This window comes from Cellulomonas sp., from assembly GCF_965229465.1.
Taxonomy (GTDB): Bacteria; Actinomycetota; Actinomycetes; order Actinomycetales; family Cellulomonadaceae; genus Cellulomonas.
In genome coordinates, this window is sequence record NZ_OZ245882.1 from 1605882 (window position 1) to 1630006 (window position 24125).

A 24125-nucleotide genomic window follows, 5' to 3' on the forward strand; every position below is an offset into this window, starting at 1 on the left:
GGGCTTCCCGGTTGACCCCGACGACGCGCAGGTCCGACACTGGTATCACCTTGATACCAGGAGGCCTGGAACGTGGCACTGACCTTGCGGCTGAGCGACGAGGACACCCAGCTCCTGCGCGAGCAGGCGGAGCTCGAGCACCGCTCGATGAACGACGTCGTCGTCCTGGCCATCCGTGATCGCGCCGCGCGTCACGTGCGTGCCGAGTCCGACCGCGACGCGATCGCTCGCCTGATCGAGCGTGACCGCGCGCTGCTCGACCTGCTCGCGCAGTGAGCGAGTACCTCTACCCGACTCTCGATACCGCGTCACTGATCTGCGAGGTCCTGTCCCTGCACGTCCGGGACCCGGGTGCGCTCGCGTCCGCGCTCGAGCGGCCCGCGCAGATCGTGTGGGGCGTCGAGGCCTACGTCGGGCTCGACGCCAAGGCCGCCGCGCTGCTCGACGCCGTGAACCGGTCACACGCGCTGATCGACGGGAACAAGCGCCTCTCCTGGCTGCTCGTCGCGCGGTTCTACGACCTGTTCGGCTGGGACCTCGTGGTCGACGCGGCCGAGGGGGACCGGTTCATCCGCGAGGTCGGCGGCGACCACGTGCCACTCTCGCGGATCGCGGAGTGGTTGCACGGGCACGCTCGCGAGCGCTGACCGTCCTCGGACACCGCCGCACGCGACCGGGCCGCTCTGGGACACTGGCCCCATGCCTTCTCGTGTCCGGCTCGCGGACGTCACGCCCCCCATCGCGCTCGGCCCGCTCGACGGTCGCTACCGCGCCGCCGTCGCGCCGCTGGTCGACCACCTGAGCGAGGCGGCCCTCAACCGCGAGCGGGTGCACGTCGAGGTCGAGTGGCTGATCCACCTGGCGGGGTACTCGGGAAGCCCGGTCGTCCCGGGTGCCCCCACGCTCACGGCGGCGGACGAGCAGTACCTGCGCGACGTCGTCGACACCTTCGGGCCCGACGAGGTCGCCGAGCTGGCCGCGATCGAGAAGATCACCGTGCACGACGTCAAGGCCGTCGAGTACTTCCTCAAGAGCCGGCTCGCGGCCGCGCCCGAGGGGTCGGCTCTGCGGGACGTCGGCGAGCTGGTGCACTTCGCGTGCACGAGCGAGGACATCAACAACCTGTCGTACGCGCTGATGGTCCGCGGTGCGGTGCGGGACGTCTGGGCGCCGGCCGCGACCGCCCTCGTCGACCAGGTCGCGGCGCTCGCGCACGAGCTCAAGGACCAGCCGATGCTGGCCCTGACGCACGGGCAGCCGGCGACGCCGACGACGCTCGGCAAGGAGCTCGCGGTCCTCGCGCACCGGCTGCGGCGGCAGCTGCGGCGGATCGCGTCCGACGAGTACCTGGGCAAGCTCAACGGCGCGACCGGCACGTACGGCGCGCACGTCGTCGCGGTCCCGGGGGCGGACTGGCCCGCGGTCAGCAAGGCGTTCGTCGAGCACCTGGGCCTGACCTGGAACCCGCTGACCACGCAGATCGAGTCGCACGACTGGCAGGCCGAGCTGTACGCCGACGTCGCCCGGTTCAACCGCGTGCTGCACAACCTGGCCACCGACGTGTGGACGTACATCTCGCGCGGGGTCTTCATCCAGATCCCCGTCGCGGGTGCCACCGGCAGCTCGACCATGCCGCACAAGGTGAACCCGATCCGGTTCGAGAACGCCGAGGCCAACCTGGAGCTCTCGTCGGCCCTGCTGGACGCCCTGGCCAGCACCCTGGTGACCAGCCGCCTCCAGCGCGACCTCACCGACTCCACCACGCAGCGCAACATCGGTCCCGCGTTCGGGCACTCGCTGCTGGCCATCGACAACGTGGCCCGCGGTCTGCGCGCGCTCTCGGTCGACACGGCCCTGCTGGCGCGCGAGCTAGACGAGAACTGGGAGACGCTCGGCGAGCCCGTCCAGTCGGCCATGCGCGCCGCGTCGGTGGCCGGCGTGACCGGCATGGAGAACCCGTACGAGCGGCTCAAGGAGCTCACCCGGGGCCGCCGACTGACGGCCGCCGACATGCGCGAGTTCATCGGCGGGCTCGGGCTTCCCGACGACGTCGCCGCGCGCCTCGCCGCCCTCACGCCCGCGTCGTACACGGGACTCGCGGGCGATCTGGTCGTATACCTCGACGCCTGACGGACCGCCAGAGCAACTAGGCCGTTCGGGTGAACGCTAGGCGTCCACTTCGCCACTTATGCCTGCTCTTCGTCGGAAGACGAATCGGTTCGACGGAACCGCTCTCAGGGCCTCTGACCTGCATCTTCACTCAAATGAGTGATCCCTCCTGGACACGTGCCCTATTTGGGTTGCACAATCGTGCACCGACCGGTCGGAAACATCCGGTTCATCCCTTTTCTGGCAAGGAAGCCCATCGTGACGCTCATGCAGAAGGCGATCACGCCAGCGCTCACCCGCGCTCACCTCACCGCGGGGCACGATCGTCTGGCGGGGTACGTGGTGCGCGCCGAGGACGTCGCCTTCGCGACGACTCCGGCCCAGCTGTTCGAGGTGCACGGCCTGGGTTATGAGGGCTCCCCCTTCAGCCCGTACGACCGCTCGATCGACGTGCTGCGCTTCGAGTCGTCGCCGCAGCTCCAGTACCGCGACGTCCCGGGCTACATCCTTCCGCTGTGGTGGCTCCGCCACTCCCGCATCCCCCCGGGCGCCGAGCTCATCCGCATCTACGACAACGGCACGTCCACGCTCCTGGCCCGCTACGGCGACGTCGGTGCCGGCTGGACCGTCACGCAGCTGGGTGCCCCCCGCCCCTCGCTCGCCTCCCTGTCCCGCTGCGTCGGGCCCGTCGCCAAGTGGCACGGCGCCTACCTCGAGGCCGACGTGGTCGACAACGGCCACACCGTGGTCCTCGCCCTGGCCAACCCCCCGCTGGCCGAGACCGGGTTCCACCAGTCGCCGTCGGGCCGCTGGTACCGCCGCGTGGCCCGCGAGGACGTCACCGAGCTGTTCGAGCTGGACCTGACGGCCCGCTGGAACGGCCTGAGCGTCCGGGTCGTCGACCAGTGGCAGGACGCCCAGCGCTACGTCGTGGCCCGCATCTCGCACCTCGGCGACGACATCGAGCGCGCCGAGCGCCTGCACCTCAACCGCGTCGAGGCCGGCGTGTACGAGGGCATCGTCTACGCCGCCGAGCTGACCGACATCCAGACCAACCAGGTGGTCCCTCACACCTGGGCCCCCGGACCTGCTGCCCCCCGACAGCAGGTGGTGCGCTCCTGAGCGCATCGTCCCGAGGGTTCCTCACCAGGGTCACGCCACAGCTGCTGTGACCCTCGCGGAACGCGTGCCGGGCCTGGCCCTCCCCCCCGTCCAGGCCCGGCACGCTCCACCTCGGGATCGCCGACGACCATGTCGTCGAGCTCGGTCTCCGTCCTCTGAGCGATCACCAGGACACGGTCAGCGCCCGAGCAGGCTCAGTGCGCGTCGGCCACCACGGTCGGCACCGGGATCGACGCCAGCTCCGTCAGCGCGACCGCGTACGTCGCCGCGTCGCCGGCGCGGGCCGCCTCGCGGGCGCGGACGGTCGGTGCGTGCAGCGCCGCACGGGTGCGACGACGCAAGGCCCGCTCGGCGCGCTCGTCGCGGAGCCCGGTGGGCAGCGCGCTCAGGCCGGCCTCGAGCCCGCCGAGCACGCGGGTCCGCTCCGCGACGACGGCCGGGTTCCACTCGCGCACCCGACGGTCCGCCTCGTACGCCTCGGCGGCGGCCTCGACGACCTCGTGCGCGGCACGCACCGCGGCGTGCTCGGCGGGGGCCTGCTCGGCGACGGTGTGCAGGCTGACGAGCCGGACGCCAGGCAGCGTGCGGACGCCGGGGTCGACGTCGTGCCGGAGCGCGAGGTCGACCACGGTGAGCGAGGCGGGCGTCCCGACGCGCGCGGCGGCGAGCGCGTCGACGCCGAGCACGGCACCCGCGGCCCCGCTGCACGCGACCACGAGGTCCACGTCGGACACCTCGGCCGCGAGGTCGGCCGACGCCGGCAGCGACCGGACGCCGCGGGCGGCCGCGAACGAGCCGGCGCGGCCGGAGGCGGAGTAGACGCGGATGTCGCGCGCACCCCGGGCCTTGAGCGCGGCAAGCGAGGCCCCCGCGTAGGAGCCGGTGCCGATGAGCACGCAGCGCACGGCGGACCAGTCGGGCAGGTGCTGCTCGGCGATGTCCAGCGCGACGCCGACCACCGAGCGTCCGGTGGCGCCGAGCCCGGTCCGGCTCTCGACCGAGCGCGAGACGCGCGAGGCCGCCTGGAACAGGGACTCGAGGCCGGAGGTGGTGGTGCGGTCGCGGCGGGCGCTGGTCAGCGCGCGGCGGACCTGACCGGCGATCTCGCGCTCGCCGACCACCATGGAGTCGAGGCCGCTGGCGACGGAGAACAGGTGGGCGGCAGCGTCGGTCCCGGTGCGCACGCGGAGGTGGCCGGAGACCTGGTCGGCGGTGTAGCCGGAGCGGCCGGCGACGGCGACGGCTGCGGTGGCCAGGGCGGACGGGGTGTCGGCGGCGTCGTCGACCTCCAGGTACAGCTCGAACCGGTTGCACGTCGCCAGGACGACGGCACCGGACACGGACGCGACCGAGCCCACGAGCTCGGACGCGACGGCCTGCACGTCCGACGAGAGACGTTCCAGCACATCGAGGTCGAGGTCGTGGTGGCTGGCAGCGAGGGACAGCAGCACCACGTCCCCGAGTTAATCATCTCGACAATTGTCCGGCACAATCGAACCCGTGATCCTTCCTTCCTCGCACCCCCTCGTCGACGGCCGCACGGAGAATTCTTCGCTCGTGCGTGCCTATTCCGGCGAGCGGCCCGCGCGCCGGCCTGTGTGGTTCATGCGGCAGGCCGGACGGTCCCTGCCCGAGTACCGCGAGGCGCGCGTCGGCACGGCCATGCTGGACGCCTGCCTGGACCCGGCGCTGGCCAGCGAGATCACCCTGCAGCCGGTGCGTCGGCACGACGTGGACGCGGCGATCTTCTTCTCGGACATCGTCGTGCCCCTCAAGCTCGCGGGCGTCGACGTGGAGATCAAGCCCGGCGTCGGACCCGTGATGGGCTCCGCGGTCCGGACGGCCGACGACGTGGCGCGCCTGCGCGACCTCGGCCCGCTGACCCCGCAGGCGCTCCAGCCGGTCTCGGACGGCGTCGCGCTGACGGTCGCGGCCCTCGGCTCCACGCCCCTCATCGGCTTCGCGGGAGCGCCCTTCACGCTCGCCGCCTACCTGGTCGAGGGCGGGCCGTCACGCGACCACCTGGCCGCCCGCACCCTCATGCACGCCGACCCCGCCACGTGGACCGCGCTCACCGAGTGGGCCGCGGACGTCACCGGGGCCTTCCTGCGCGCGCAGGTGCTGGCCGGAGCGAGCGCGACCCAGCTCTTCGACTCGTGGGCGGGCTCGCTCGGCCTGGCCGACTACACGGCCCACGTCGCGCCGGCGTCGGCCCGCGCGCTGAGCCACGTGCAGGACCTGGGCGTGAAGAAGGTCCACTTCGGCACCGGGACCAGCGAGCTGCTCGGTGCCATGCGGGACGTGGGCGCGGACGTCATCGGCGTCGACTACCGCCTGCCGCTGGACGAGGCGAACCGGCGGCTCGGCGGCACCACGCCGCTCCAGGGCAACATCGACCCCGCCCTGCTGGCCGCCCCCTGGCCGGTGCTGGAGGCGCACGTCCGCGACGTCGTCGCGCGCGGGTCGGTGGCGCCCGGGCACGTGGTGAACCTCGGTCACGGGGTGCCCCCGGAGACCGACCCGACCGTCCTCACGCGGGTGGCCCAGCTGGTCCACGAGATCTGACGATGACCTGGGACGCGGTCGTCGTCGGCGGCGGGATCGCGGGCCTCGTCGCCGCGCGGGAGCTGGTCCACCAGGGCCTGCGCACGCTCGTGCTCGAGGGGCGCGACGCACCCGGCGGGGCGGTCCGCGGGCACACGGTCGCCGGGCTGCGGCTCGATGCCGGCGCCGAGTCGTACGCCACGCGCGGCGGCACGGTGACGGCGCTGCTCGACGAGCTCGGACTGACCGACCGCGTCCGTACGCCCGAGCCGCACGGCTCCTGGGTGCACCTGCCGCACGGCGACGGCCCGCTGCCGCGCACCGGCCTGCTCGGCATCCCCGCGGATCCGTGGGCGGCCGACGTGCGCCGCACGCTCGGACCGCTCGGCGCGCTGCGCGCGAGCCTCGACCTGGTCCTCCCGCCCTCCAGCGCGGACACGCTCGGGGACCTGGTCCGGCGGCGCATGGGCGCCCGGGTGCTGGACCGCCTGGTCCGGCCGGTGGTCGGTGGCGTGCACGCGGCGGATCCCGACGATCTCGCCATCGACGCGGTCTCCCCGGGCCTGCCCGACGCCCTCCGCCGCGAGCGCGGCTCCCTCTCCCGGGCGGTCAAGAGCCTGCGCGCCTCGGCACCCGCCGGCTCGGCCGTGCAGGGGATCGACGGCGGGCTGCACGTGCTCGTGGATGCCCTCGTCGCGGACATCGAGGCGCACGGCGGCACGGTCCGCACGCACGCGACCGTCACGTCCCTGGACGACGAGCACACGGACCGCTGGGTGCTCGCCACGCCGTCCGCCGTGGACCTGCTCGGCCTCTCGGTCGGCAGCCCCGACCCGGGCGCGCAGGTCACGCTGGTCACCCTCGTGCTCGATGCCCCCGCGCTCGACGCGGCACCGCGCGGCACCGGGGTGCTCGTCGCGCGCGAGGCCACCGACGTCACCGCCAAGGCGCTCACGCACGGCACCGCCAAGTGGGCCTGGCTCGCCCGTGCGGCCGGCCCCGGGCGGCACGTCGTCCGGCTGTCGTACGGCCGGGCGGGCGTCGACGCCCCAGAGCCCGACGTGGACCTGGCCCTGCGCGACGCGGCGACGCTGCTGGGCACCCCGCTGACCCGGGACCAGCTGGTCGGGCAGGCGACCGTCCGGTGGACGCAGGCCCTCCCCCGGCCGAGCGCCGAGCACGCGCAGGTGGTGGCGGACGTCCGGGCGGCGGTGGACGCGCTCCCCGGCGTGGCCGTCTGCGGCGCCTGGGTGGCCGGCAACGGGCTCGCGTCGGTGATCCCCGATGCCCGCGCCGCGGCGCTCTCGGTGATCTGACCGAATTTCTTTCGTCATTTTCTGACAACGCGTCGTCAACGGTGGAAGAATGTCGCAGGTCACATTCTCCGCGGATATTTTCTGACAGGCTGTCACCACCGCGTCACAGTTTCTCTCGGAAGTCCCCGGACTTCTCTCGCACTTCGACATCCCCGCGACGGAGAGGGACACTGACGGCATGCTCCAGCACGTGCGGGTCGGGACCCGCGCGAGCGCCCTCGCGCTCACCCAGACCGGCCACGTGGTCGACGCCCTCACCACTCTGGGGCGCGGCGACCTCACGCTCGAGACCGTCCGGGTCCGTACGGACGGCGACCGGCTGACCGGCTCGCTCCAGAGCCTGGGCGGAACCGGCGTCTTCGTGACCGCGCTGCGCGACGCCCTGCTCGACGGCCGCTGCGACGTCGCGGTGCACTCGCTCAAGGACCTGCCGACGGGCGACGTCGACGGCATCTCTGTCGTCGTACCGCTGCGCGAGGACCCCAGCGACGCCCTCTGCGCCCGCGACGGCCTGACCCTGGCCGGCCTCCCCCAGGGCGCCACCGTCGGCACCGGGTCCCCCCGCCGGGCCGCCCAGCTGCTCGCCGCCCGCCCGGACCTCGTGGTCGTGGACATCCGCGGCAACGTCGACACCCGCCTCGGGCGCGTGGCGGGCGCCCGCAGCGGTACCGGCGACCTCGACGCGGTGGTCCTGGCACGCGCCGGTCTGGCCCGGCTGGGCCGCCTCGACGCGGTCACCGAGACGTTCGCGGTGGACGTCATGGCCCCCGCGCCCGGACAGGGCGCCCTGGCGGTCGAGGTCCGCACCGCCGACCGCGTGCCCGGCACCCCGCTCGACGCGGCCCTGCGCGCGCTCGACCACCGGCCCACCCACCTGGCCGTCGTCGCCGAGCGCGCCCTGCTCGCCCGCCTCGAGGCCGGCTGTGCCGCGCCCATCGGCGCCGTCGCCCAGCTGGCCGACCACGGCCGGTCGCTGAGCCTCGAGGCCGTGATCGCCCGCCCCGACGGTTCCGCGTCCCTGCGCCGCGGCGCGGCGACCACCCTCGGCACGGACAGCCTGGACGACGCACGACGCCTGGGCGTGGAGCTGGCCGAGACGCTCCTGGCCGCCGGCGCCGCCGACCTCGCCGTCCTGGGTGCCGTCCGATGACTGCGACCCCCGTGCTCCCGCTGTCCGGCTGGCGCGTGCTGGTCCCCCGTCCGTCGGCCGGCCGCAGCCCCGCCGAGGTCGCGCTGGCCGCCGCCGGTGCCGAGGCGGTCGTCGTGCCCCTCATCGAGACCGTGCCCCCCGAGGACCCGACCGACCTGGACGACGCCCTGCTCGCCCTGGAGTCCGGGTGGTACGGGTGGCTCGTGCTCACCAGCGCAGCCGCGGTCCCGGTGCTCGTGGACCGCGCGCAGGAGAGCGCCGGCAGCCTGACGCAGCTGCTTGCCGACGGGAAGGTGCGCGTCGCCGCCGTCGGCCCCGGTACCGCTCGCGCGCTGCGTGAGGCGGGCGTCGAGCCCGACCTGGTGCCGCGCGGCCAGTCCTCGTCCCGCGCCCTGGTCGAGGCGTGGCCGGAGCCCGCCGAGCCAGCCCGCGTGCTGTTCCCGCGCGGCGACCTGGCGGCGGCGACGGTCACCGACGGGCTGCGCGACCGCGGCTGGGAGGTCACCGACGTCGTCGCGTACCGCACGGTCTCCGCGGCACCGCCCCCCGACGACGTCCGCGAGGCCTGGACCGACGGCACCATCCGCGCGGCGCTGCTCACGTCGGCGAGCACCGTCCGGGAGCTCGCCGCGCGCCTGGGCACGCCCCCGACGACCACGCTGATGATCGGCATCGGCCCGTCGACCGCCGCCGAGGCCGCCCGCCTGGGTCTGCCGCTGGCGGGGATCGCGACCGAGCAGACGATGCTCGGCATGGTCGACGCCCTGACCCGCGCGGTCACCACCGTGCTGCCCGGCCCGATCCCCAGCCCCGAGGAGCTCTGATGACGGACGCACGCCGGATCCGCCCCCGGCGCCTGCGCGCCACCCCGGCGCTGCGCCGCCTGACCGCCGAGACTCGCCTCGACCCCGCGCAGCTGGTGCTCCCGGTGTTCGTCAAGGAGGGGCTGCCCGAGCCCCGCGAGATCAGCTCGATGCCCGGCGTCTACCAGCACACCCGCGACTCGCTGCGCAAGGCGGTCGCCGAGGCGGCCGGCGCTGGGCTCGGCGGCGTGATGCTCTTCGCCATCCCCACGGTGCGGGACACGGTCGGGTCGCAGGCCACGGACCCCGGCGGCATCCTCAACCTCGCCATCGCGGACACGGTCGCCGAGGTGGGCAACGCGCTCGTCGTCCAGGCCGACCTGTGCCTCGACGAGTTCACCGACCACGGGCACTGCGGGGTGCTCACGCCGGACGGGGCCGTGGACAACGACGCGACCCTGGTGCGGTACGCGGAGATGGCCCTCGCGCAGGCGGAGGCGGGCGCCCACCTGGTGGGCCTCAGCGGCATGATGGACGGCCAGGTCGGGTACGTGCGCGACGCCCTGGACGCCGCCGGTCGCGACGACGTCGCCGTGCTGGCCTACGCCGCCAAGTACGCGTCGGCCTTCTACGGACCGTTCCGCGACGCGGTCGAGTCGCAGCTCGAGGGCGACCGCCGGACGTACCAGATGGACCCCGCGAACCGCCGCGAGGCCGTCCGCGAGGTGGCCCTCGACATCGCGGAGGGCGCCGACATCGTCATGGTCAAGCCGGCCCTGGCGTACCTCGACATCCTGGCCGACGTGGCCGCGATGTCGTCAGTTCCGGTCGCGGCCTACCAGGTGTCCGGCGAATACGCCATGATCGAGGCCGCCGCCGCGCGAGGTTGGATCGAGCGCAGACGGGCGATCCTGGAGTCCGTGCTCAGCATCCGGCGCGCCGGTGCCGATCACGTGCTTACGTACAGCGCGACAGAGCTGGCCGGCTGGCTGGCAGAGGAGAACCGATGAGCGTCACCACCCACGCGACGACGAGCGAGACCGCGTTCACGCGCGCGCAAGCCGTCATCCCCGGCGGCGTCAACTCGCCCGTGCGCGCCTACGGCAACGTCGGCGGCACGCCCCGGTTCCTCGCGTCCGCGAAGGGCGCCTACGTCACGGACGTCGACGGCAACGAGTACGTCGACCTGGTCGGCTCCTGGGGCCCGGCCCTCCTCGGCCACGCGCACCCCGAGGTCGTGGAGGCCGTCCGCGAGGCCGCCGGACACGGTCTGAGCTTCGGCGCACCCACGGTCACCGAGGTGGACCTGGTCGACGAGATCCGCTCGCGGGTCCCCCCGGCCGAGAAGGTGCGCCTGGTGTCCACCGGCACCGAGGCCACCATGACCGCCCTGCGTCTCGCTCGTGCGTTCACCGGGCGGGACCTCATCGTGAAGTTCGCCGGCTGCTACCACGGCCACGTCGACGCGCTCCTGGCCTCGGCCGGGTCCGGCGTCGCGACCCTCGGCCTGCCCGACTCGGCCGGCGTCTCGGCCGCGGTCGCCGCCGAGACGATCGTGGTCCCGTACAACGACGTCGAGGCCCTCGAGGCCGCGTTCGCCGAGCACGGCGACCGCATCGCCGCGGTGATCACCGAGGCGGCGCCCGCCAACATGGGCGTCGTCCCGCCGCTGCCCGGGTTCAACGCCAACCTCCGCCGCCTCACGCTCCTGCACGGCGCGCTGCTCATCCAGGACGAGGTCCTCACCGGGTTCCGGGTCGGGTACTCCGGCTGGTGGGGGCTCGAGGGCCTGCGCGAGGGCTGGTCGGCGGACCTGCACACGTTCGGCAAGGTCATCGGCGGCGGCCTGCCGGTCGCCGCGGTCGGTGGGCGCCGGGACGTCATGGCGCTGCTGGCCCCCGTCGGCCCCGTCTACCAGGCAGGCACGCTGTCCGGGAACCCGGTGGCGACGGCCGCGGGCCTGGCGACGCTGCGGCTGGCCGACATGGACGTGTACGCCCGGGTCGACGCCGTCTCGACGCAGCTGCGCGCGGAGCTGGGCGCCGCCCTGTCCGCCGAGGGTCTGCCGCACGCGATCCAGTGGGCCGGGAACCTGTTCAGCACGTTCTTCGGGGCCGACGCCGCCGCGCACGGGGCTCGGAACTACGACGCCGTCCTGGCCACCGAGTCGTGGCGGTACGCGCCGTTCTTCCACTCGCTGCTGGAGTCCGGGGTGTACGCGCCGCCGTCGCCGTTCGAGGCGTGGTTCGTCTCGGCCGCGCACGACGACGCCGCGGTGGACCGGATCGTGTCGGCCCTGCCCGCAGCCGTCCGCGCGGCCGCCCAGGCGACCGCACCGACGGACTGACCGTCCTTACGGGTTGACCCAGGCGTCCTCGCGGGCGCCGAGCTCGCTCACGTGCGGGGGGAGCTCCCCGGAGACCAGGGCCGCGAGGGTCACCTGGTCGAGCACGTCGCGGACGCTCACGCGCAGCGCGACCCACACCTGGAGGAGCGCCTCCGCCGACCCGCCGTACTCGAGCGCGGTGGGCCGCTCGTCGCGCACCGTCACCAGGGGACCGTCCACCGCGCGGATGACGTCGGCCAGCGTGATCTCGTCGGCCGGCCGCGCCAGCCGGTAGCCGCCGGACCGACCGCGGACGCTGGACACCACACCGCCGCGCCGCAGGTCACCGAGGATCCGCTCCAGGAACGCGACGGGGAGCTGCTGCCCACCGGCCAGGTCGTCAGCGCGCACCGGGTCCCCGTGAGGGGACGCCGCCAGCTCGGCACACGCCCGCACCGCATAGTCCGCCTTCGCCGAGACCCGCATGCCGCTGATTCTGCCCCCCGGCAGCGTCGGGAATACCCCATGGGGGTATCGTGTTGCGCAAAGAGCACCCGCTCGACGACGAAAGAGGCCCCCATGCACGGCTACACGGACGCCAAGGACGACTACCTCAAGCGCCTGCGCCGGGTGGAGGGTCAGGTGCGCGGCATCGCCCGGATGGTCGACGAGGACGTGTACTGCATCGACATCCTCACCCAGGTCGCCGCGGTGACGAAGGCCCTCCAGGCCGTGAGCATCGGCCTGGTCGAGGACCACCTCGCGCACTGCGTCGTCGACGCCGCCCGCCAGTCCCCCGAGGAGGGAGCGGCGAAGGTGAAGGAAGCCTCCGACGCCATCGCCCGCCTCGTCCGCAGCTGATCGAAGGAGCACCACCATGAGCACCACCACGATCACCACCACGTTCGGCGTCGACGGCATGACCTGCGGCCACTGCGTCTCCGCGGTCACCTCCGAGCTGTCCGCCGTCCCCAGCGTCAAGGACGTCACGGTCCAGCTGGTGGTCGGCGGGTCGTCGACCGTCTCCGTCGTCTCCGACGCGCCCCTGGCCGACGACGCGATCGCGGCGGCGATCGTCGAGGCCGGCTACGCCGTCACCCCGCGGAGGTCCTTGCTGTGACCGACAAGGCTGCTGTGAGCGAGCGGACCGTCGATCTCGCGATCGAGGGCATGACCTGCGCCTCCTGCGTCGCGCGCGTCGAGAAGAAGCTGAACCGGCTGCCGGGTGTCGAGGCGACCGTGAACCTGCCGCTGGAGTCGGCGCACGTGCGGGTCGACGGGCCGACCGCCACGGAGGACCTGGTCGCCGCGGTCCGCGCCGCCGGCTACGGCGCCACGGTCGTCACCCCGCCCCACCAGCAGCACCCGCACCACGCCGACATGGACCCGATCGAGCACGCCCTGTCCGGGCACTCGATGGCGCCCGGCCACGACATGGACCCCGACGAGGACACCTCGGCCCCCACCGACACCCGCGGCACCGAGCTGCGCAGCAGGCTGCGCGTCGCGGCGGTGCTCACGGTCCCCGTCCTGCTGATCTCGATGATCCCCGCACTCCAGTTCACCGGCTGGCAGTGGGTCGTCGCCGCGCTGGCCCTGCCCGTGGTCACCTGGGCCGCCTGGCCGTTCCACCGCGCCGCGTTCCGGGCCGCCCGGCACGGCGCCTCGACCATGGACACGCTGGTCTCCATCGGCATCATCGCCGCGACGGCGTGGTCCCTGTGGGCCCTCCTGCTCGGCGGCGCCGGCGAGCTCGGCACGACCATGACGCCCACGCTCTGGCCCCGGGCGGCCGAGGAGGGCATGGCGGTCCCTGAGCTGTACTTCGAGGTCGCGGCCGTCGTCACCACGTTCCTGCTGGCCGGCCGGTACGCCGAGCACCGGTCGCGCCGCCGCGCGGGCGACGCCCTGCGCGCGCTGCTGGACCTGGGCGCCAAGGACGTGTCGCTGCTGGTCGACGGCATCGAGCGGCGCGTCCCCATCGACTGCCTGGTGGTCGGGAACGAGTTCGTCGTGCGTCCGGGGGAGAAGGTGGCCACCGACGGGCTGGTGGTCAGCGGCACCTCAGCGCTGGACACCTCGCTGCTCACGGGCGAGCCCGTGCCGGTCGACGTCGGCCCCGGCGACGAGGTCACCGGGGCGACCATGAACACCTCCGGCGCGCTGGTCGTGCGGGCCACCCGCGTGGGCGCCGAGACGCGCCTGGCGCAGATCGGCCGGCTCGTCGCGGCCGCGCAGACCGGCAAGGCCCCCGTGCAGCGGCTGGCCGACCGGATCTCCGCGGTGTTCGTGCCCGTCGTGCTGGTCCTCGCGCTCGGCACGCTGGCGGCCTGGCTGCTGACCGGCTCGGGCGTGCAGGCGGCGTTCACCGCGGCGGTCGCCGTGCTGATCATCGCGTGCCCCTGCGCCCTCGGCCTGGCCACGCCCACCGCGCTGCTGGTCGGCACCGGCCGCGGCGCGCAGCTGGGCATCCTCATCAAGGGCCCGGAGGTCCTCGAGCAGACCCGCGCCGTCGACACCATCGTGCTGGACAAGACCGGCACGGTCACCGAGGGGCGGATGGCGCTGGTCCAGGTCATCGGCGGGGACGACGTGCTGCGGTACGCCGCCGCGGTCGAGCAGCTGGCCGAGCACCCCATCGGCCAGGCCGTCGCGGCCGCCGCGGGACGGACCGACGGACCGACCGGGGGCGACGGCGTCATCATCGGCTCCGACCAGGTGCTCGACTTCCGCGCCGAGGCCGGGCACGGCGTCTCCGGCGTGGTCCGCACCGCGCACGCGGGCGTCGGCCTGGGCCGTCGGGTCCTCGTCGGGAAGCCCGCGTGGCTGACGGAGCAGGGCATCGACCCGACCACCTTCCGGGACCCGTTCGACGCCGCCGAGGCCGACGGCGCCACCGCGGTCATGGTCGCCTGGGACGGCTCGCCGCGCGGCGTGCTGGTGCTGCGCGACCCGGTCAAGGCGACCTCCGCGCAGGCGGTCGCCGAGCTCCGCACGCTCGGCCTGAGGCCGGTCCTGCTCACGGGCGACAACGCGGGCGCGGCCCGCGCCGCCGCGCGCGAGGTCGGGATCTCCGAGGACGACGTCATCGCCCACGTGCTGCCCGCCGACAAGGTCGCCGTGGTGACCCGGCTGCAGGCCGAGGGCGCTCGCGTCGCGATGGTCGGCGACGGGGTCAACGACGCCGCCGCCCTGGCCACGGCCGACCTCGGCCTGGCCATGGGCACCGGCACGGACGTGGCGATCGAGGCGGCCGACATCACGCTGGTCCGCGGCGACCTGCGCTCCGCCGGCGACGCGATCCGGCTGTCCCGGCGCACCCTGCGGGTGATCAAGCAGAACCTGTTCTGGGCGTTCGCCTACAACGTCGCCGCGATCCCGCTGGCCGCGCTCGGCCTGCTCAACCCGATGATCGCGGGCGCCGCGATGGCGCTCTCGTCGGTGCTGGTGGTCGGGAACTCGCTCAGGCTGCGCCGGTTCGCGTAGCCGTCCACGCCCCCATGTCCTCCAGCTGCTGCACCGTCAGGGCCACGCAGCGAGCAGGTCGCGGGCACTCCATACCTGGGCGAGGTCATCGCGCGCGCTCGGGTCGGCGCCACCGGGGCAGACCGCGACCAGCGCCGTGCCGACGCCGACGCCAGGGATGGAGGTCGCGTCGACGGACAGGTCGGTGACGTCGCGCGCGGTCAGCGGCGAGCTGCGCCACGTGATCGTGCCGGCGAACTGGACCTCGTGGTGGCGAGTCGCACCGACGAGGTCGATCTCGGGGGTGTTGTTGCGTGGCCACCACCCGCCGACCTTCTGCACCTGAGGCCACCTCTCGTCGGGCAGCAGGCGTTCGAGGCTGGCGCGAACGACAGGTTCGATGGCGCGCCCACGCCAGGACGTGAAGCTGAGTTCGACGCGTGCCAGCGCCAGGTCGGGACGGGCCCGATCAACTTCGCCGAGGGCCGGATCGACGAACGCGAGCCAGAACCGCAAGGCGGGGTCGTCGATGCGGTACCGGCGATTCTTCGCCGCCTGCTTCGCCGACAGCGGTTCGTCGGCCGCGACGATGCGCTTGTCGGTCAGGGCCCGCAGCGTCGCGGTCAGGGTGCTGGCGTTCATCGCGTCGTTCGCGCCGTCGTTCTGGATACCGGTGAAGGTCCGCTCCCCCTTGCCGCCGATCGCTGTCAGGACGCGTCGTGAGATCGACGCCTCAGGGAACTCCGCATCCAAGGCTCGACCGCCGGAGACGACCAGCGCGGACGTCGAGGATGCGAACGACCGCTCGAGGAACGAGGTCAACGACTCGCCGTGCTCCCACTCCTGGGCGACCAACGGCAGCCCGCCGGTGACCAGGTAGGCATCGAACGCCGCCATGGCGTCGACAGCGCCGACCATGTGTCCGATGTCGGTGGGGGTGAGCGCGCCCAGGTTCATCTCGGTCGCGCGACCGTAGAACGGCTGGTCGGGTGCCATCAGCTGTTCCATCATCGCCAGGTCGGACCCGAGCAGCAGCAACAGGACTGGCTTCTTCGACAGGCGCGTGTCCCACACACGCTGGAGCTCCCCCGCTCCCCCACCGATCTGCTCGAGCAGCCACGGCAGCTCGTCGATGACGACGATCGCCGGTTGGTCGTCGAGTGCCGCATCGAGCAAGGTCAGCGCAGCGGTCAACGACTGCGGTGTGTTCCCCGCCGCAACCGCAGCGTTCGGTAGCGTCGACGTCGCGACCGACCACGCGAACGAGGACAGCTCATCCCCAACCGGGGCGTTGCGTGCCGCCTGGAAGTAGGCGAACGGAACCCCGGAGCGCCGCGTCAGCTCATCGACCAGCCGAGACTTGCCGATGCGTCGCCGCCCTCGGATCATCACGGCCACGCCCGGGTCAGCGCGCCGGCCTGCACGCACCGTGTCCAGCTGCCCGGTCAGGTCGGCGAGCTCGCGCTCGCGTCCGATGAAGCTCATGACTCTCCTGAAGTTGACTTCGTTTCATCATACTATGGATCACCATAGTATGATGAGGGAGAGTTCCGAACCTGATCGCTGGCTGGCTCGCGATCGCACCTCGAGGTCAGCGAGGCGCCCGGGACCACTCAGTGGAACCGGCGGCCCTCGTCGCGGCGGTACGCCGTCACGGCGAGGGCCGCGAACACCGCTGTCCACGCGAGGATCACCACGAGAGCCCCCGCGTAGGCCTCGTACCCGGTCACCGCCTGCACGGCCAGGTCACGGGCGGCCCGCGACGGCAGGAACTTCGACAGGGTGTCCAGCCACCCCGGGAACGCCTCCGGCGGCAGGAACAGCCCGCCGGCGAACGCGAGGGGGAACAGGGTCGCCTGGACCACCGCGATCGCGGCCTTGGAGCTCAGCCGGTACCCGATCGCGAGCCCGAGCAGCAGGAACGGCACTGCGACGGCGGGGACCATGGCGATCGCCGCCACCGCCTGGGCCGGGGTGAGCGTGGCCGCCGTGAGGAACGTGCCGAGCAGGACCAGCGGCACCAGGGCGAGGTAGGACCAGAGGACGCCGTTGAGCACGCGCCCGACCAGCCGCGGTCCGGCGCCGGCCGGCAGCGTGCGCAGGAACGGGTCGAACGGCAGCGCGCGATCCTCGGAGACGCCCACGCCGAACGAGAACAGGCACGTGGACATCACCGCGAACACCCCGAGCTGCGCGATCGCGGCGGTGGCGATCCCCGGGTCGTCGGCGACCGCCCGCTGCGGGATGACGAAGAACAGCAGCGCCAGCGACGGGAACAGCAGGTTGCCGATCACCGCGATGGGGATGCGGATGGTCTCCAGGAACTGGAACCTGGCGTGCAGGACGGCCAGCGACCAGAACGGGCGTGGGGCGAGCACGGTGCTCATCGGACGACCTCCTCCTTCTTGTGCGTGAGCGTGAGGAACGCCTCCTCCAGCGAGGCACCGCGTACCTCCAGGCCCTCGAACGGCACGGCCTGCTCGACGAGGGCACGCACCACGCGGTCCGCGTCCGACGCGAGCACGGTCCAGCGCCCGTCGCCGCCCTGCTGCGCGCTGGCCGCGCCGGGCAGCCGCGCCAGGTCGACCGCGTCCCCACGCGGCACGGAGAAGATCACGCGGCGCAGCCCGACGAGCCCGAGCACCGAGGTCAGGGTGTCGTCGGCCAGCACCCGACCCTCGCCGATGACCACCACCCGCTCCGCGAGCGCCTCGATCTCCTCCAGGTAGTGGCTGGTCAGCAGCACGGTCGCGCCGTCCGCGTGGTAGTCGCGCAGCGCCTGCCACAGGATGTGCCGCGCCTCCACGTCGAGCCCGGTGGTCGGCTCGTCCAGGAGCACCAGCCGCGGCCGGCCCACCAGCGCGAGCGCCACGGCGAGCCGCCGCTTCTGCCCGCCGGACAGGCCGCCCGTCTGCCGCGCGACCAGCTCCTCGAGCCCGAACCGCGCGAGCACCTCGGCCCGCGTCATGGGAGCGGGGTAGTGCCTCGCGACGAGGTCCACGACCTCCCCGACCGTCAGCGTCGGCGGCAGCCCGGTCTCCTGCGGCGTGGTCCCCAGCGCGATCCGTGACGAGGCGTTGCGGGGGTCGCCGCCGAACAGCCGGACCGTGCCGGAGTCGGCCTTGCGCAGGCCGCTGACCAGGCTGAGCAGCGTGGTCTTGCCCGCGCCGTTGGGACCGAGCAGCCCGACCAGCTCCCCCTCGCCGACCGTCAGGGACACGTCGTCCAGCGCGGTCACCGCCCCGAACGTCCGGGTGACGCCCTCGAGCTCCACGACGGTGGTCATGACGTTCCTCCCAACAGTGCACGCAGCGACTGCGTGTACCTCTCGAACGCGAGCCGTCCGGCCAGCGTCAGCTCCACGTAGGTGGCCGGGGTCCGGCCCTCATGGGTCTTCGTGATCTGCACGTAGTCCGCCTCCTCGAGCCGGCGCAGATGGGTGGACAGGTTCCCCGCGGTCATGTCGAGCAGCTTCTGCAGCCGCGGGAAGGAGATGCGGTCGTGCGCACCGAGCGAGGCCAGCGTGGCCACGACCCGGAGCCTGGCCTGTGCGTGGATGACGGGGTCGAGCTGCTCGTCAGGCACGGGACCGGATCCGCGTGACGAGGCCGAGCGCGAGCATCCCGCCCCCGCCCGCGAGCGCCATGACCAGGTAGGACGCCGGCAGCCCGGTGAGCGCGGCGGCCGCCCCGACCAGCGCCATCCAGCCGCCGATCACGTACATCGGCGTGTCCTGCCAGAGCATGCCGCCCGCGAGGTACAGCAGGCCCACCACCAGCGCAGCGATCGCGTTGGCCGCCAGCCCGGTCACCTCGTCCGACGCCCCCGCCCGGCCCAGCCCGGCGACGATCAGGCTCTGCGCGAGGAACCCGATGGGCCACGCCCAGCCGTAGAGCGCCCCCTGGCGCGCCCCGGCGCCGGCGATCCCGTGCGTCCTGCGCAGCACGTGCACGATCGTCAGCACCACGGCCACCACCCCGAGGCCGATCGCGACGACGACGGCGGGCCACGACGGCCTGTCGTCGTCGCGGGCCGTCAGCCACATGGCGCCGTAGCCGACCAACCAAGCGGCGCCCCAGAGCCCGAAGATCCAGGTGCTCGACGGGCGGGTGCTCTCGGCCCGGGCACGCTGCGCGGCGATGATCGCGAGGGCGTCCGCCGGGTCCGGCGCCTCGTCCGCACCGGCCGGGGTCGCGTCACGCGGCTGCTCGGTCGTCATCGGGTCCTCCCGGGTTTGTATCACAAAGTAGTTTGTCGCGATCCGTCCTGACAAGGGGGAAGTTCAGGTCGGATCCAGCCGACGTCCAGGTGTGCGGCCTACGCTGCGAGCCATGACTGCGCCGACGCCCGCCGACGCGACCCCGGACGAGCTCGCGGCGCCGGTGCTCACGGCCCCGCCGCCCAGCCAGCGCGCGTACCGCCGCCGGCTCACCACCGAGATCTGGATCGTCCTCGGCCTGTCGCTGGGCAGGTCCGGGCTGTACGCGGTGGTCAACATCATCGACCGGCTCACCGCCGGTCCCCCGCTGGCGGACCAGTCGACCACGCTCAACCCCAGCCGCTCACCGCGCCCGTGGCTCGACCTCACCTACCAGCTGCTGCAGATCGGCTTCGCGCTGGTCCCCGTCGCGCTGGCCCTCTACCTGCTCTCGGCCAACGGGAGGTCGGCGGTGCGGCGCATCGGGCTCGAGCTCACGCGCCCCTGGCGGGATCTCGCCGTGGGCGTGGGCCTGGCCGCGCTCATCGGCATCCCGGGGCTCGGCCTGTACGCGGCGGCGCGGGCGCTCGGGCTGGCGGTCGAGGTGCAGGCGTCCGCCCTGAACGCGGCCTGGTGGACCATCCCCGTGCTCCTGCTCGCTGCGCTGCAGAACGCGCTGCTCGAGGAGGTCATCGTCGTCGGCTACCTCATGGAGCGGCTGCGCGAGCTGCGGTGGAGCGCGCCGGCGATCGTCGTGGCCAGCGCCCTCCTGCGCGGCTCGTACCACCTGTACCAGGGCTGGGGCGCGTTCGTCGGGAACGCGATCATGGGCCTGCTGTTCGCCGAGTACTACCGGCGCAAGCGACGCGTGATGCCGCTCGTCATGGCGCACACGATCATGGACATGGTCGTGTTCGTCGGCTACGCGCTCGTCCCTGCGGCGTGGCTCGCGGCGATCGGGCTGAACTAGATCGTGGCCGACCCCTTGTCGAGCTGCTTGGCCAGCTGCTTGGTGGCGAAGCCGCTGACGATCAGCACCACGCCGCCGACGAACGCGTACAGGCCCAGCAGCACGACGATGACGCTCACCGAGGTCTGCGGGTTCATGATCAGCAGCAGCCCGAACAGGAACGCGATCAGGCCGAACGTGAGCACCCAGTACCAGCCGATGTCCCGCGACCGGTACAGGACCACCGCGGCGATCACCGACAGGACGCCGAGCACCAGCACCCAGAGCGCGATCAGGTAGAAGATCACCTGCGCGGTCGGCCCCGTCCACACCACCGCGGTCACGCCGAACGCGATGCCGACGAGGCCCGAGATCAGCCACCAGCCGGCGCCGGGCTCCTTGCGGTTGCCCAGCCACTGCGCGATGGCCACCAGCCCGTCGATGATCGCGAAGATCCCGAACACCCAGACGAGCGCCTTCACCGTGCCGAGCGGCTGCACCAGCATGAACAGCCCCAGGATCACCAGCACCACGCCGCGCAGGATCGGGAGCCACCAGATCCGGCGGAGCGCGGACGAGACGTCAGCGGTGGTCAGGTCGTCGGACATCGGGGCCTCCACAGGGCTGGGAACGACGGGATCCTGATCCTCACGCTAGCGGGAGGATCCGGACGAAGCGCCCCGACGCGCGCGCGACCGTCGCGGCAGGTCACGCGCCCTACCGGGCAGGTCCCGCGTGGCTGCCTAGACTCGCCCCTATGCCCGCGACGCCCGCCAGTCGCGCAGCGGCAGACGCCGCTGCGCCCACGGACGTCGTCGCGCCCGCGGAGCCTGCCGAGGTGGCAGCGGATCCTGCACGCGAGGTCGTGATCCACGACGTCCCCACCGTCCGCGTCCACCACCCGAGCGACCTGCTGGGCACCGTGCTGTCCGCCCTCGGCATCGCGCTCGTGCTCGTGCTGGCGACGTACGCCCACAACACCACCACCGGGGTGGCGGAGGACGTCCAGGGCTTCGCCACCCTGCTCAAGCAGATCCTCTTCGTCCCCGTCACCCTGCTCGAGGGCTTCGTCATCGTCGCGGTCCCCCTCGCGGTCATCACCGAGCTCGCGATCCGCCGGCTCGGCCGGCAGCTGGTCGAGGGCCTGGTCGCCGCGCTGGCCGCCCTCGCCCTGAACGCGGGCGTCTACTGGGCGATCACCACGCTCGGGTCCGAAGAGCTCGTGGTCGGCATGTCGATCCGGTCGGACGGCCAGTGGGTGGTCACGCTCCCCGGGTACGTCGCGCTGCTGGTCGCCCTGCTCACGGTCGTCGGCCCGCGCGGTCGCCGCCGGACGGTCAAGTGGTCGTGGAACCTCATCTGGGTCGCGGTCGGCGTGCTGCTCATCACCGCCGGGGTCTCGCTGCCGGGGCTGGCCGTCTCGTTCCTGGTCGGCCGCGTGACGGGCCTCGGGGTGCGCTACCTGTCCGGCGTGCAGTCGGAGCGTGCGTACGGGGCGAGCCTGGTGGCCGGCGTGCGGCGCGCCGGGTTCGAACCCGTCCAGCTGAGCCGGGTGGCGGACGCGACGACGGAGGCCGAGTCCGAGGCCGGGGCCGACGAGCTGGACGGTGACTCCGCGGCCCGGGCGCTCACCCGGTCGACCGACCACCGCGTGTACGAGCTGACGACCGACGACGGCGACGAGCTGGACCTGGTGGTCGTGGACGGCGACCGGCAGGTGGTCGGCATGCTGACCCGGCTGTGGCGGTCGCTGCGGCTGCGCGGGATCGAGGGGCGCTCGGTGGTGTCCCTGCGGCAGGCGGCCGAGCGGACCGCCCTGCTCGCCTACGCCGCACGCGCCGCCGGCGTCCGCACCCCCAAGCTGCTGAGCATCGCCGAGGCCGACGACTCCATGCTGCTGGTCCAGGAGCGCCCCGGGCACGCGGTCCCGCTGAGCGACCTGGCCACCGAGGAGCTCACCGACGAGGTCCTCCACGAGCTCTGGTCGCAGCTCCAGCTCGCGCACGACGCCGGGATCGCCCACCGCTCGCTGACCAGCGACGTCCTGCTGGTCGAGATGGTCGTCGGCCGCCCTGTCGTCTGGCTGACCAGCTGGGAGCAGGGCGACGTCGCCTCCTCCGAGCTGGCCCGCCGCATGGACGTCACCCAGCTGGTCGCCCTGCTCGCCCTGCGGGTCGGTGCCACGCGCGCGCTCGAGTCGGCGGCGACCGTGGTCCCGGCCGAGCACGTCGCCGCGATCGGCCCCCTGCTCCAGACGATCACGCTGCCCCGGCTGACCCGCGACGAGATGCGCGCGGACAAGAAGGTGCTGGCGGAGCTGCGATCGGCGCTCGTGGCCCGGCTCCCCGAGGCCGACGTGGAGCCGCAGCAGCTGGTCCGGTTCGGCGCCCGCACCGTGCTGACGATCGTCGTGCCGATCATCGCGATCGTCTTCGTCATCACCAGCATCAACGTCGACGAGATCACCTCCGCGCTCGCGGCCGGCGACTGGCGCTGGACGGTCGTCGCGTTCGTGCTCGGGCTCGTCACGCTCGTCGGGGCCGCGCTGGCGTTCGTCGCGTTCTCGCCGGTCAAGCTGCCGCTGTGGCGGGCCACGCTCGTGCAGACCGCCGCGACCTTCGTCGGTCTGGCCGCCCCCGCCGGCATCGGACCGGCCGCGCTGAACCTGCGGATGCTCACCAAGCGCGGGGTGTCGACGACCCTCGCCGCGGCCACGGTCGCACTCGTCCAGGTGAGCCAGTTCGTCGTCACGCTCGGTCTGCTGCTGGTCCTGACCATCGCGTCCGGCAACAAGGAGTCGGCGCTGCCGGTCTCACCCGTCGTCCTGCTCGTCCTGGGGATCGTCGCCGCGCTCGTCGCGTCGGCCCTCCTGGTGCCCAAGGTGCGTCAGTGGGTGCTCGCCAAGACCATGCCGACCCTGCGCCAGACGTGGCCGCGACTCATCGAGGTGCTCGGTCAGCCCTGGCGGCTGGCGCTGGCCGTGGGCGGCAACCTGCTCATGACGCTCGGCTTCATCTTCGCGTTCGACGCCAGCCTCGCCGCGTTCGGCCAGGACGCCACGCTCATCCAGGTGGCGCTGGTCTACCTGGCCGGCAACACGGCGGGCGCCCTCGTCCCGACCCCCGGCGGCATGGGCACGATCGAGCTGTCCCTCGCCAGCACGCTCACCTTCATCACCGGCATCAACCCCGGTATCGCGACGTCGATCGCCGTGCTGTTCCGGGTGGCCACCTACTGGCTGCGCATCCCGCTCGGCTGGGTGGCCATGCGCGTGCTCCAGAGGACCGGCGAGCTGTAGGCCGGCCCTCTGGAGAGCGGTCACACGGTCAGGCGAGAGCCTTGGCCTTGAGGGTCGCGAACTCGCCCGCGTCGATGGTGCCGGCGTCGAGGAGCGCCTTGGCGTCCGCGATGTTCTCCGCAGGGGACTTGCCCGACACCTGCCGGATGTAGCTGTCGGTGTCGGACTTCGCCTGCTGGACAGCCTCGAGCTGCCGCTCCGCCATGCCCTTGCCGCGGGCGATCACGTAGACCAGCGCGGTGAGGAACGGTAGGAAGACCAGCGCGATGATCCAGACAGCCTTGGCGAAGCCGCCGAGGTCACGGTCGCGGAACAGGTCGCCGAGGATCTGGAAGAGGATCACGAGGTACGCGAAGAACAGGAACCAGTAGACCAGCAGCCAGAACCAATCCAAGAAGCTGTTCATCTCAACCTCTCTCGACGGCAGCCCCCCGAGCGGCGAGCTCGCTCGCGTCCGACAGTATCGGACATCCCACGCAAACAGCACCCCTCCACGCGCGCCTCCGCCGCGCTGACCTGCGGCATCACAGAACCCCCCGGACCATCACGGTCCGAGGGGTTCTGGGAAGAGGGTTGCGGCGCCTGAACTCAGGCGGCCGCGTGCTCACGCTGGGCCGGCACCAGCTCGATGACGCTGCGGCGCGCGGCCAGTCCAGCCCACGCGGTGACGCGCAGAGCCGGGATCACCGGGGTGACGTTGGAGGTGTCGGAAGGGTCCGCTGAGTACCCACGCTGGTCCATGGAACTGTCCTGTCTGTTCGGTAGCCCGGCTGACCATGTAGGTCCCGTGGCTTTGCGTCCCCTCCTTGCAGAGGGTTTGCCGTTTCGCTGACAAGTCCGACATT

General features: G+C 73.1%; 25 protein-coding genes and 1 riboswitch. Of the genes, 15 read left to right on the top strand and 10 right to left on the bottom strand.

Features of this window, described 5'->3' with window-relative positions; translation table 11 throughout:
• The first annotated feature begins 72 nt into the window (after positions 1–72).
• From ACO06A_RS07765 to ACO06A_RS07780, 4 genes are all read left to right on the top strand, one after another.
• Positions 73–276, top strand: a complete 204-nt coding sequence (locus ACO06A_RS07765) for a DUF1778 domain-containing protein (protein ID WP_421735439.1) — start codon at positions 73–75, stop codon at positions 274–276.
• A complete protein-coding gene (locus ACO06A_RS07770) occupies positions 273–647 on the top strand; it encodes a type II toxin-antitoxin system death-on-curing family toxin (protein ID WP_421735440.1) in 375 nt (124 codons plus the stop codon). The genes ACO06A_RS07765 and ACO06A_RS07770 overlap by 4 nt, the downstream gene beginning before the upstream one ends.
• Positions 648–699: 52 nt before the next feature.
• Positions 700–2130 (top strand): adenylosuccinate lyase, encoded by a 1431-nt coding sequence (gene purB, locus ACO06A_RS07775; protein WP_421735441.1) that lies wholly within the window; start codon positions 700–702, stop codon positions 2128–2130.
• A 246-nt stretch (positions 2131–2376) separates the two neighbouring features.
• Positions 2377–3231: a hypothetical protein gene (locus tag ACO06A_RS07780; protein ID WP_210768312.1), complete on the top strand. Its 855-nt coding sequence runs from the start codon at positions 2377–2379 to the stop codon at positions 3229–3231.
• 194 nt (positions 3232–3425) lie between these two features.
• On the opposite strand, the gene ACO06A_RS07785 is transcribed toward ACO06A_RS07780, so the two are convergent.
• Positions 3426–4685, bottom strand: a complete 1260-nt coding sequence (locus ACO06A_RS07785; RefSeq protein WP_421735442.1) for a glutamyl-tRNA reductase — start codon at positions 4683–4685, stop codon at positions 3426–3428.
• A 46-nt stretch (positions 4686–4731) separates the two neighbouring features.
• On the opposite strand from ACO06A_RS07785, the gene hemE reads away from it, so the two are divergent.
• From hemE to hemL, 6 genes are all read left to right on the top strand, one after another.
• Positions 4732–5796, top strand: a complete 1065-nt coding sequence (gene hemE, locus ACO06A_RS07790; protein WP_175349165.1) for a uroporphyrinogen decarboxylase — start codon at positions 4732–4734, stop codon at positions 5794–5796.
• A gap of 2 nt (positions 5797–5798) precedes the next feature.
• A complete protein-coding gene (locus ACO06A_RS07795) occupies positions 5799–7091 on the top strand; it encodes a protoporphyrinogen/coproporphyrinogen oxidase (protein WP_421735443.1) in 1293 nt (430 codons plus the stop codon).
• 178 nt (positions 7092–7269) lie between these two features.
• Entirely contained in the window at positions 7270–8241 is a 972-nt protein-coding gene (gene hemC / locus ACO06A_RS07800; protein WP_421735444.1) for a hydroxymethylbilane synthase, read from the top strand.
• The gene (locus ACO06A_RS07805; RefSeq protein WP_421735445.1) at positions 8238–9065 is read left to right on the top strand and encodes a uroporphyrinogen-III synthase; all 828 of its coding nucleotides are present in this window, start codon (positions 8238–8240) and stop codon (positions 9063–9065) included. Before hemC ends, ACO06A_RS07805 begins: the two co-directional genes overlap by 4 nt.
• Positions 9065–10054, top strand: a complete 990-nt coding sequence (hemB, locus tag ACO06A_RS07810; RefSeq protein WP_421735446.1) for a porphobilinogen synthase — start codon at positions 9065–9067, stop codon at positions 10052–10054. The genes ACO06A_RS07805 and hemB overlap by 1 nt, the downstream gene beginning before the upstream one ends.
• Positions 10051–11391: a glutamate-1-semialdehyde 2,1-aminomutase gene (hemL, locus tag ACO06A_RS07815; RefSeq protein ID WP_421735447.1), complete on the top strand. Its 1341-nt coding sequence runs from the start codon at positions 10051–10053 to the stop codon at positions 11389–11391. The genes hemB and hemL overlap by 4 nt, the downstream gene beginning before the upstream one ends.
• A 6-nt stretch (positions 11392–11397) precedes the next feature.
• On the opposite strand, the gene ACO06A_RS07820 is transcribed toward hemL, so the two are convergent.
• Positions 11398–11856 (bottom strand): RrF2 family transcriptional regulator, encoded by a 459-nt coding sequence (locus tag ACO06A_RS07820; protein WP_421735448.1) that lies wholly within the window; start codon positions 11854–11856, stop codon positions 11398–11400.
• Between the two features lie 93 nt (positions 11857–11949).
• On the opposite strand from ACO06A_RS07820, the gene ACO06A_RS07825 reads away from it, so the two are divergent.
• The 3 genes from ACO06A_RS07825 to ACO06A_RS07835 are packed head-to-tail and all read left to right on the top strand — an operon-like array spanning position 11950 to position 14856.
• Positions 11950–12231: a metal-sensitive transcriptional regulator gene (locus ACO06A_RS07825; RefSeq protein ID WP_056086768.1), complete on the top strand. Its 282-nt coding sequence runs from the start codon at positions 11950–11952 to the stop codon at positions 12229–12231.
• Positions 12232–12247: 16 nt separating this feature from the next.
• A complete protein-coding gene (locus ACO06A_RS07830; RefSeq protein WP_421735449.1) occupies positions 12248–12490 on the top strand; it encodes a heavy-metal-associated domain-containing protein in 243 nt (80 codons plus the stop codon).
• Positions 12491–12504: 14 nt separating this feature from the next.
• Positions 12505–14856 carry a heavy metal translocating P-type ATPase gene (locus ACO06A_RS07835; protein ID WP_421735450.1) on the top strand — a complete coding sequence of 784 codons (2352 nt, stop codon included), beginning with the start codon at positions 12505–12507 and terminating at the stop codon, positions 14854–14856.
• 36 nt (positions 14857–14892) lie between these two features.
• Here the strand turns inward: ACO06A_RS07835 and ACO06A_RS07840 are convergent, their stop codons facing one another.
• The 5 genes from ACO06A_RS07840 to ACO06A_RS07860 all read right to left on the bottom strand — a co-directional run bounded on the left by ACO06A_RS07840 (position 14893) and on the right by ACO06A_RS07860 (position 19054).
• The gene (locus tag ACO06A_RS07840; RefSeq protein WP_421735451.1) at positions 14893–16320 is read right to left on the bottom strand and encodes an ATP-binding protein; all 1428 of its coding nucleotides are present in this window, start codon (positions 16318–16320) and stop codon (positions 14893–14895) included.
• Positions 16321–16448: 128 nt separating this feature from the next.
• A complete protein-coding gene (locus tag ACO06A_RS07845) occupies positions 16449–17222 on the bottom strand; it encodes an ABC transporter permease (protein ID WP_421735452.1) in 774 nt (257 codons plus the stop codon).
• A complete protein-coding gene (locus tag ACO06A_RS07850; protein WP_421735453.1) occupies positions 17219–18121 on the bottom strand; it encodes an ABC transporter ATP-binding protein in 903 nt (300 codons plus the stop codon). The genes ACO06A_RS07845 and ACO06A_RS07850 overlap by 4 nt, the downstream gene beginning before the upstream one ends.
• On the bottom strand, positions 18118–18420 hold the full coding sequence (locus tag ACO06A_RS07855; RefSeq protein ID WP_421735454.1) for a transcriptional regulator: 303 nt from the start codon (positions 18418–18420) through the stop codon (positions 18118–18120). The genes ACO06A_RS07850 and ACO06A_RS07855 overlap by 4 nt, the downstream gene beginning before the upstream one ends.
• Positions 18413–19054, bottom strand: coding sequence for a hypothetical protein (locus tag ACO06A_RS07860; RefSeq protein ID WP_421735455.1), 642 nt, complete (start codon positions 19052–19054; stop codon positions 18413–18415). The genes ACO06A_RS07855 and ACO06A_RS07860 overlap by 8 nt, the downstream gene beginning before the upstream one ends.
• A gap of 112 nt (positions 19055–19166) precedes the next feature.
• Here ACO06A_RS07860 and ACO06A_RS07865 point away from each other — a divergent pair, with 112 nt between their 5' ends.
• Positions 19167–20003 carry a CPBP family intramembrane glutamic endopeptidase gene (locus ACO06A_RS07865; RefSeq protein ID WP_421735456.1) on the top strand — a complete coding sequence of 279 codons (837 nt, stop codon included), beginning with the start codon at positions 19167–19169 and terminating at the stop codon, positions 20001–20003.
• Here ACO06A_RS07865 and ACO06A_RS07870 read toward each other — a convergent pair.
• Positions 20000–20590 carry an HdeD family acid-resistance protein gene (locus ACO06A_RS07870; RefSeq protein WP_421735457.1) on the bottom strand — a complete coding sequence of 197 codons (591 nt, stop codon included), beginning with the start codon at positions 20588–20590 and terminating at the stop codon, positions 20000–20002. The genes ACO06A_RS07865 and ACO06A_RS07870 overlap by 4 nt on opposite strands.
• Before the next feature lie 149 nt (positions 20591–20739).
• On the opposite strand from ACO06A_RS07870, the gene ACO06A_RS07875 reads away from it, so the two are divergent.
• Complete coding sequence (locus ACO06A_RS07875) at positions 20740–23280, top strand: flippase-like domain-containing protein (protein WP_421735458.1); 2541 nt, start codon at positions 20740–20742, stop codon at positions 23278–23280.
• Positions 23281–23308: 28 nt separating this feature from the next.
• Here ACO06A_RS07875 and ACO06A_RS07880 read toward each other — a convergent pair whose 3' ends face one another.
• Together ACO06A_RS07880 and ACO06A_RS07885 are read right to left on the bottom strand one after the other, a co-directional pair.
• On the bottom strand, positions 23309–23686 hold the full coding sequence (locus ACO06A_RS07880) for a hypothetical protein (protein WP_421735459.1): 378 nt from the start codon (positions 23684–23686) through the stop codon (positions 23309–23311).
• Positions 23687–23868: 182 nt separating this feature from the next.
• Positions 23869–24021, bottom strand: coding sequence for a hypothetical protein (locus tag ACO06A_RS07885; RefSeq protein WP_421735460.1), 153 nt, complete (start codon positions 24019–24021; stop codon positions 23869–23871).
• Positions 24022–24037: 16 nt separating this feature from the next.
• A riboswitch (cyclic di-GMP riboswitch) is annotated at positions 24038–24112 on the bottom strand.
• Between the last annotated feature and the right edge of the window lie 13 nt (positions 24113–24125).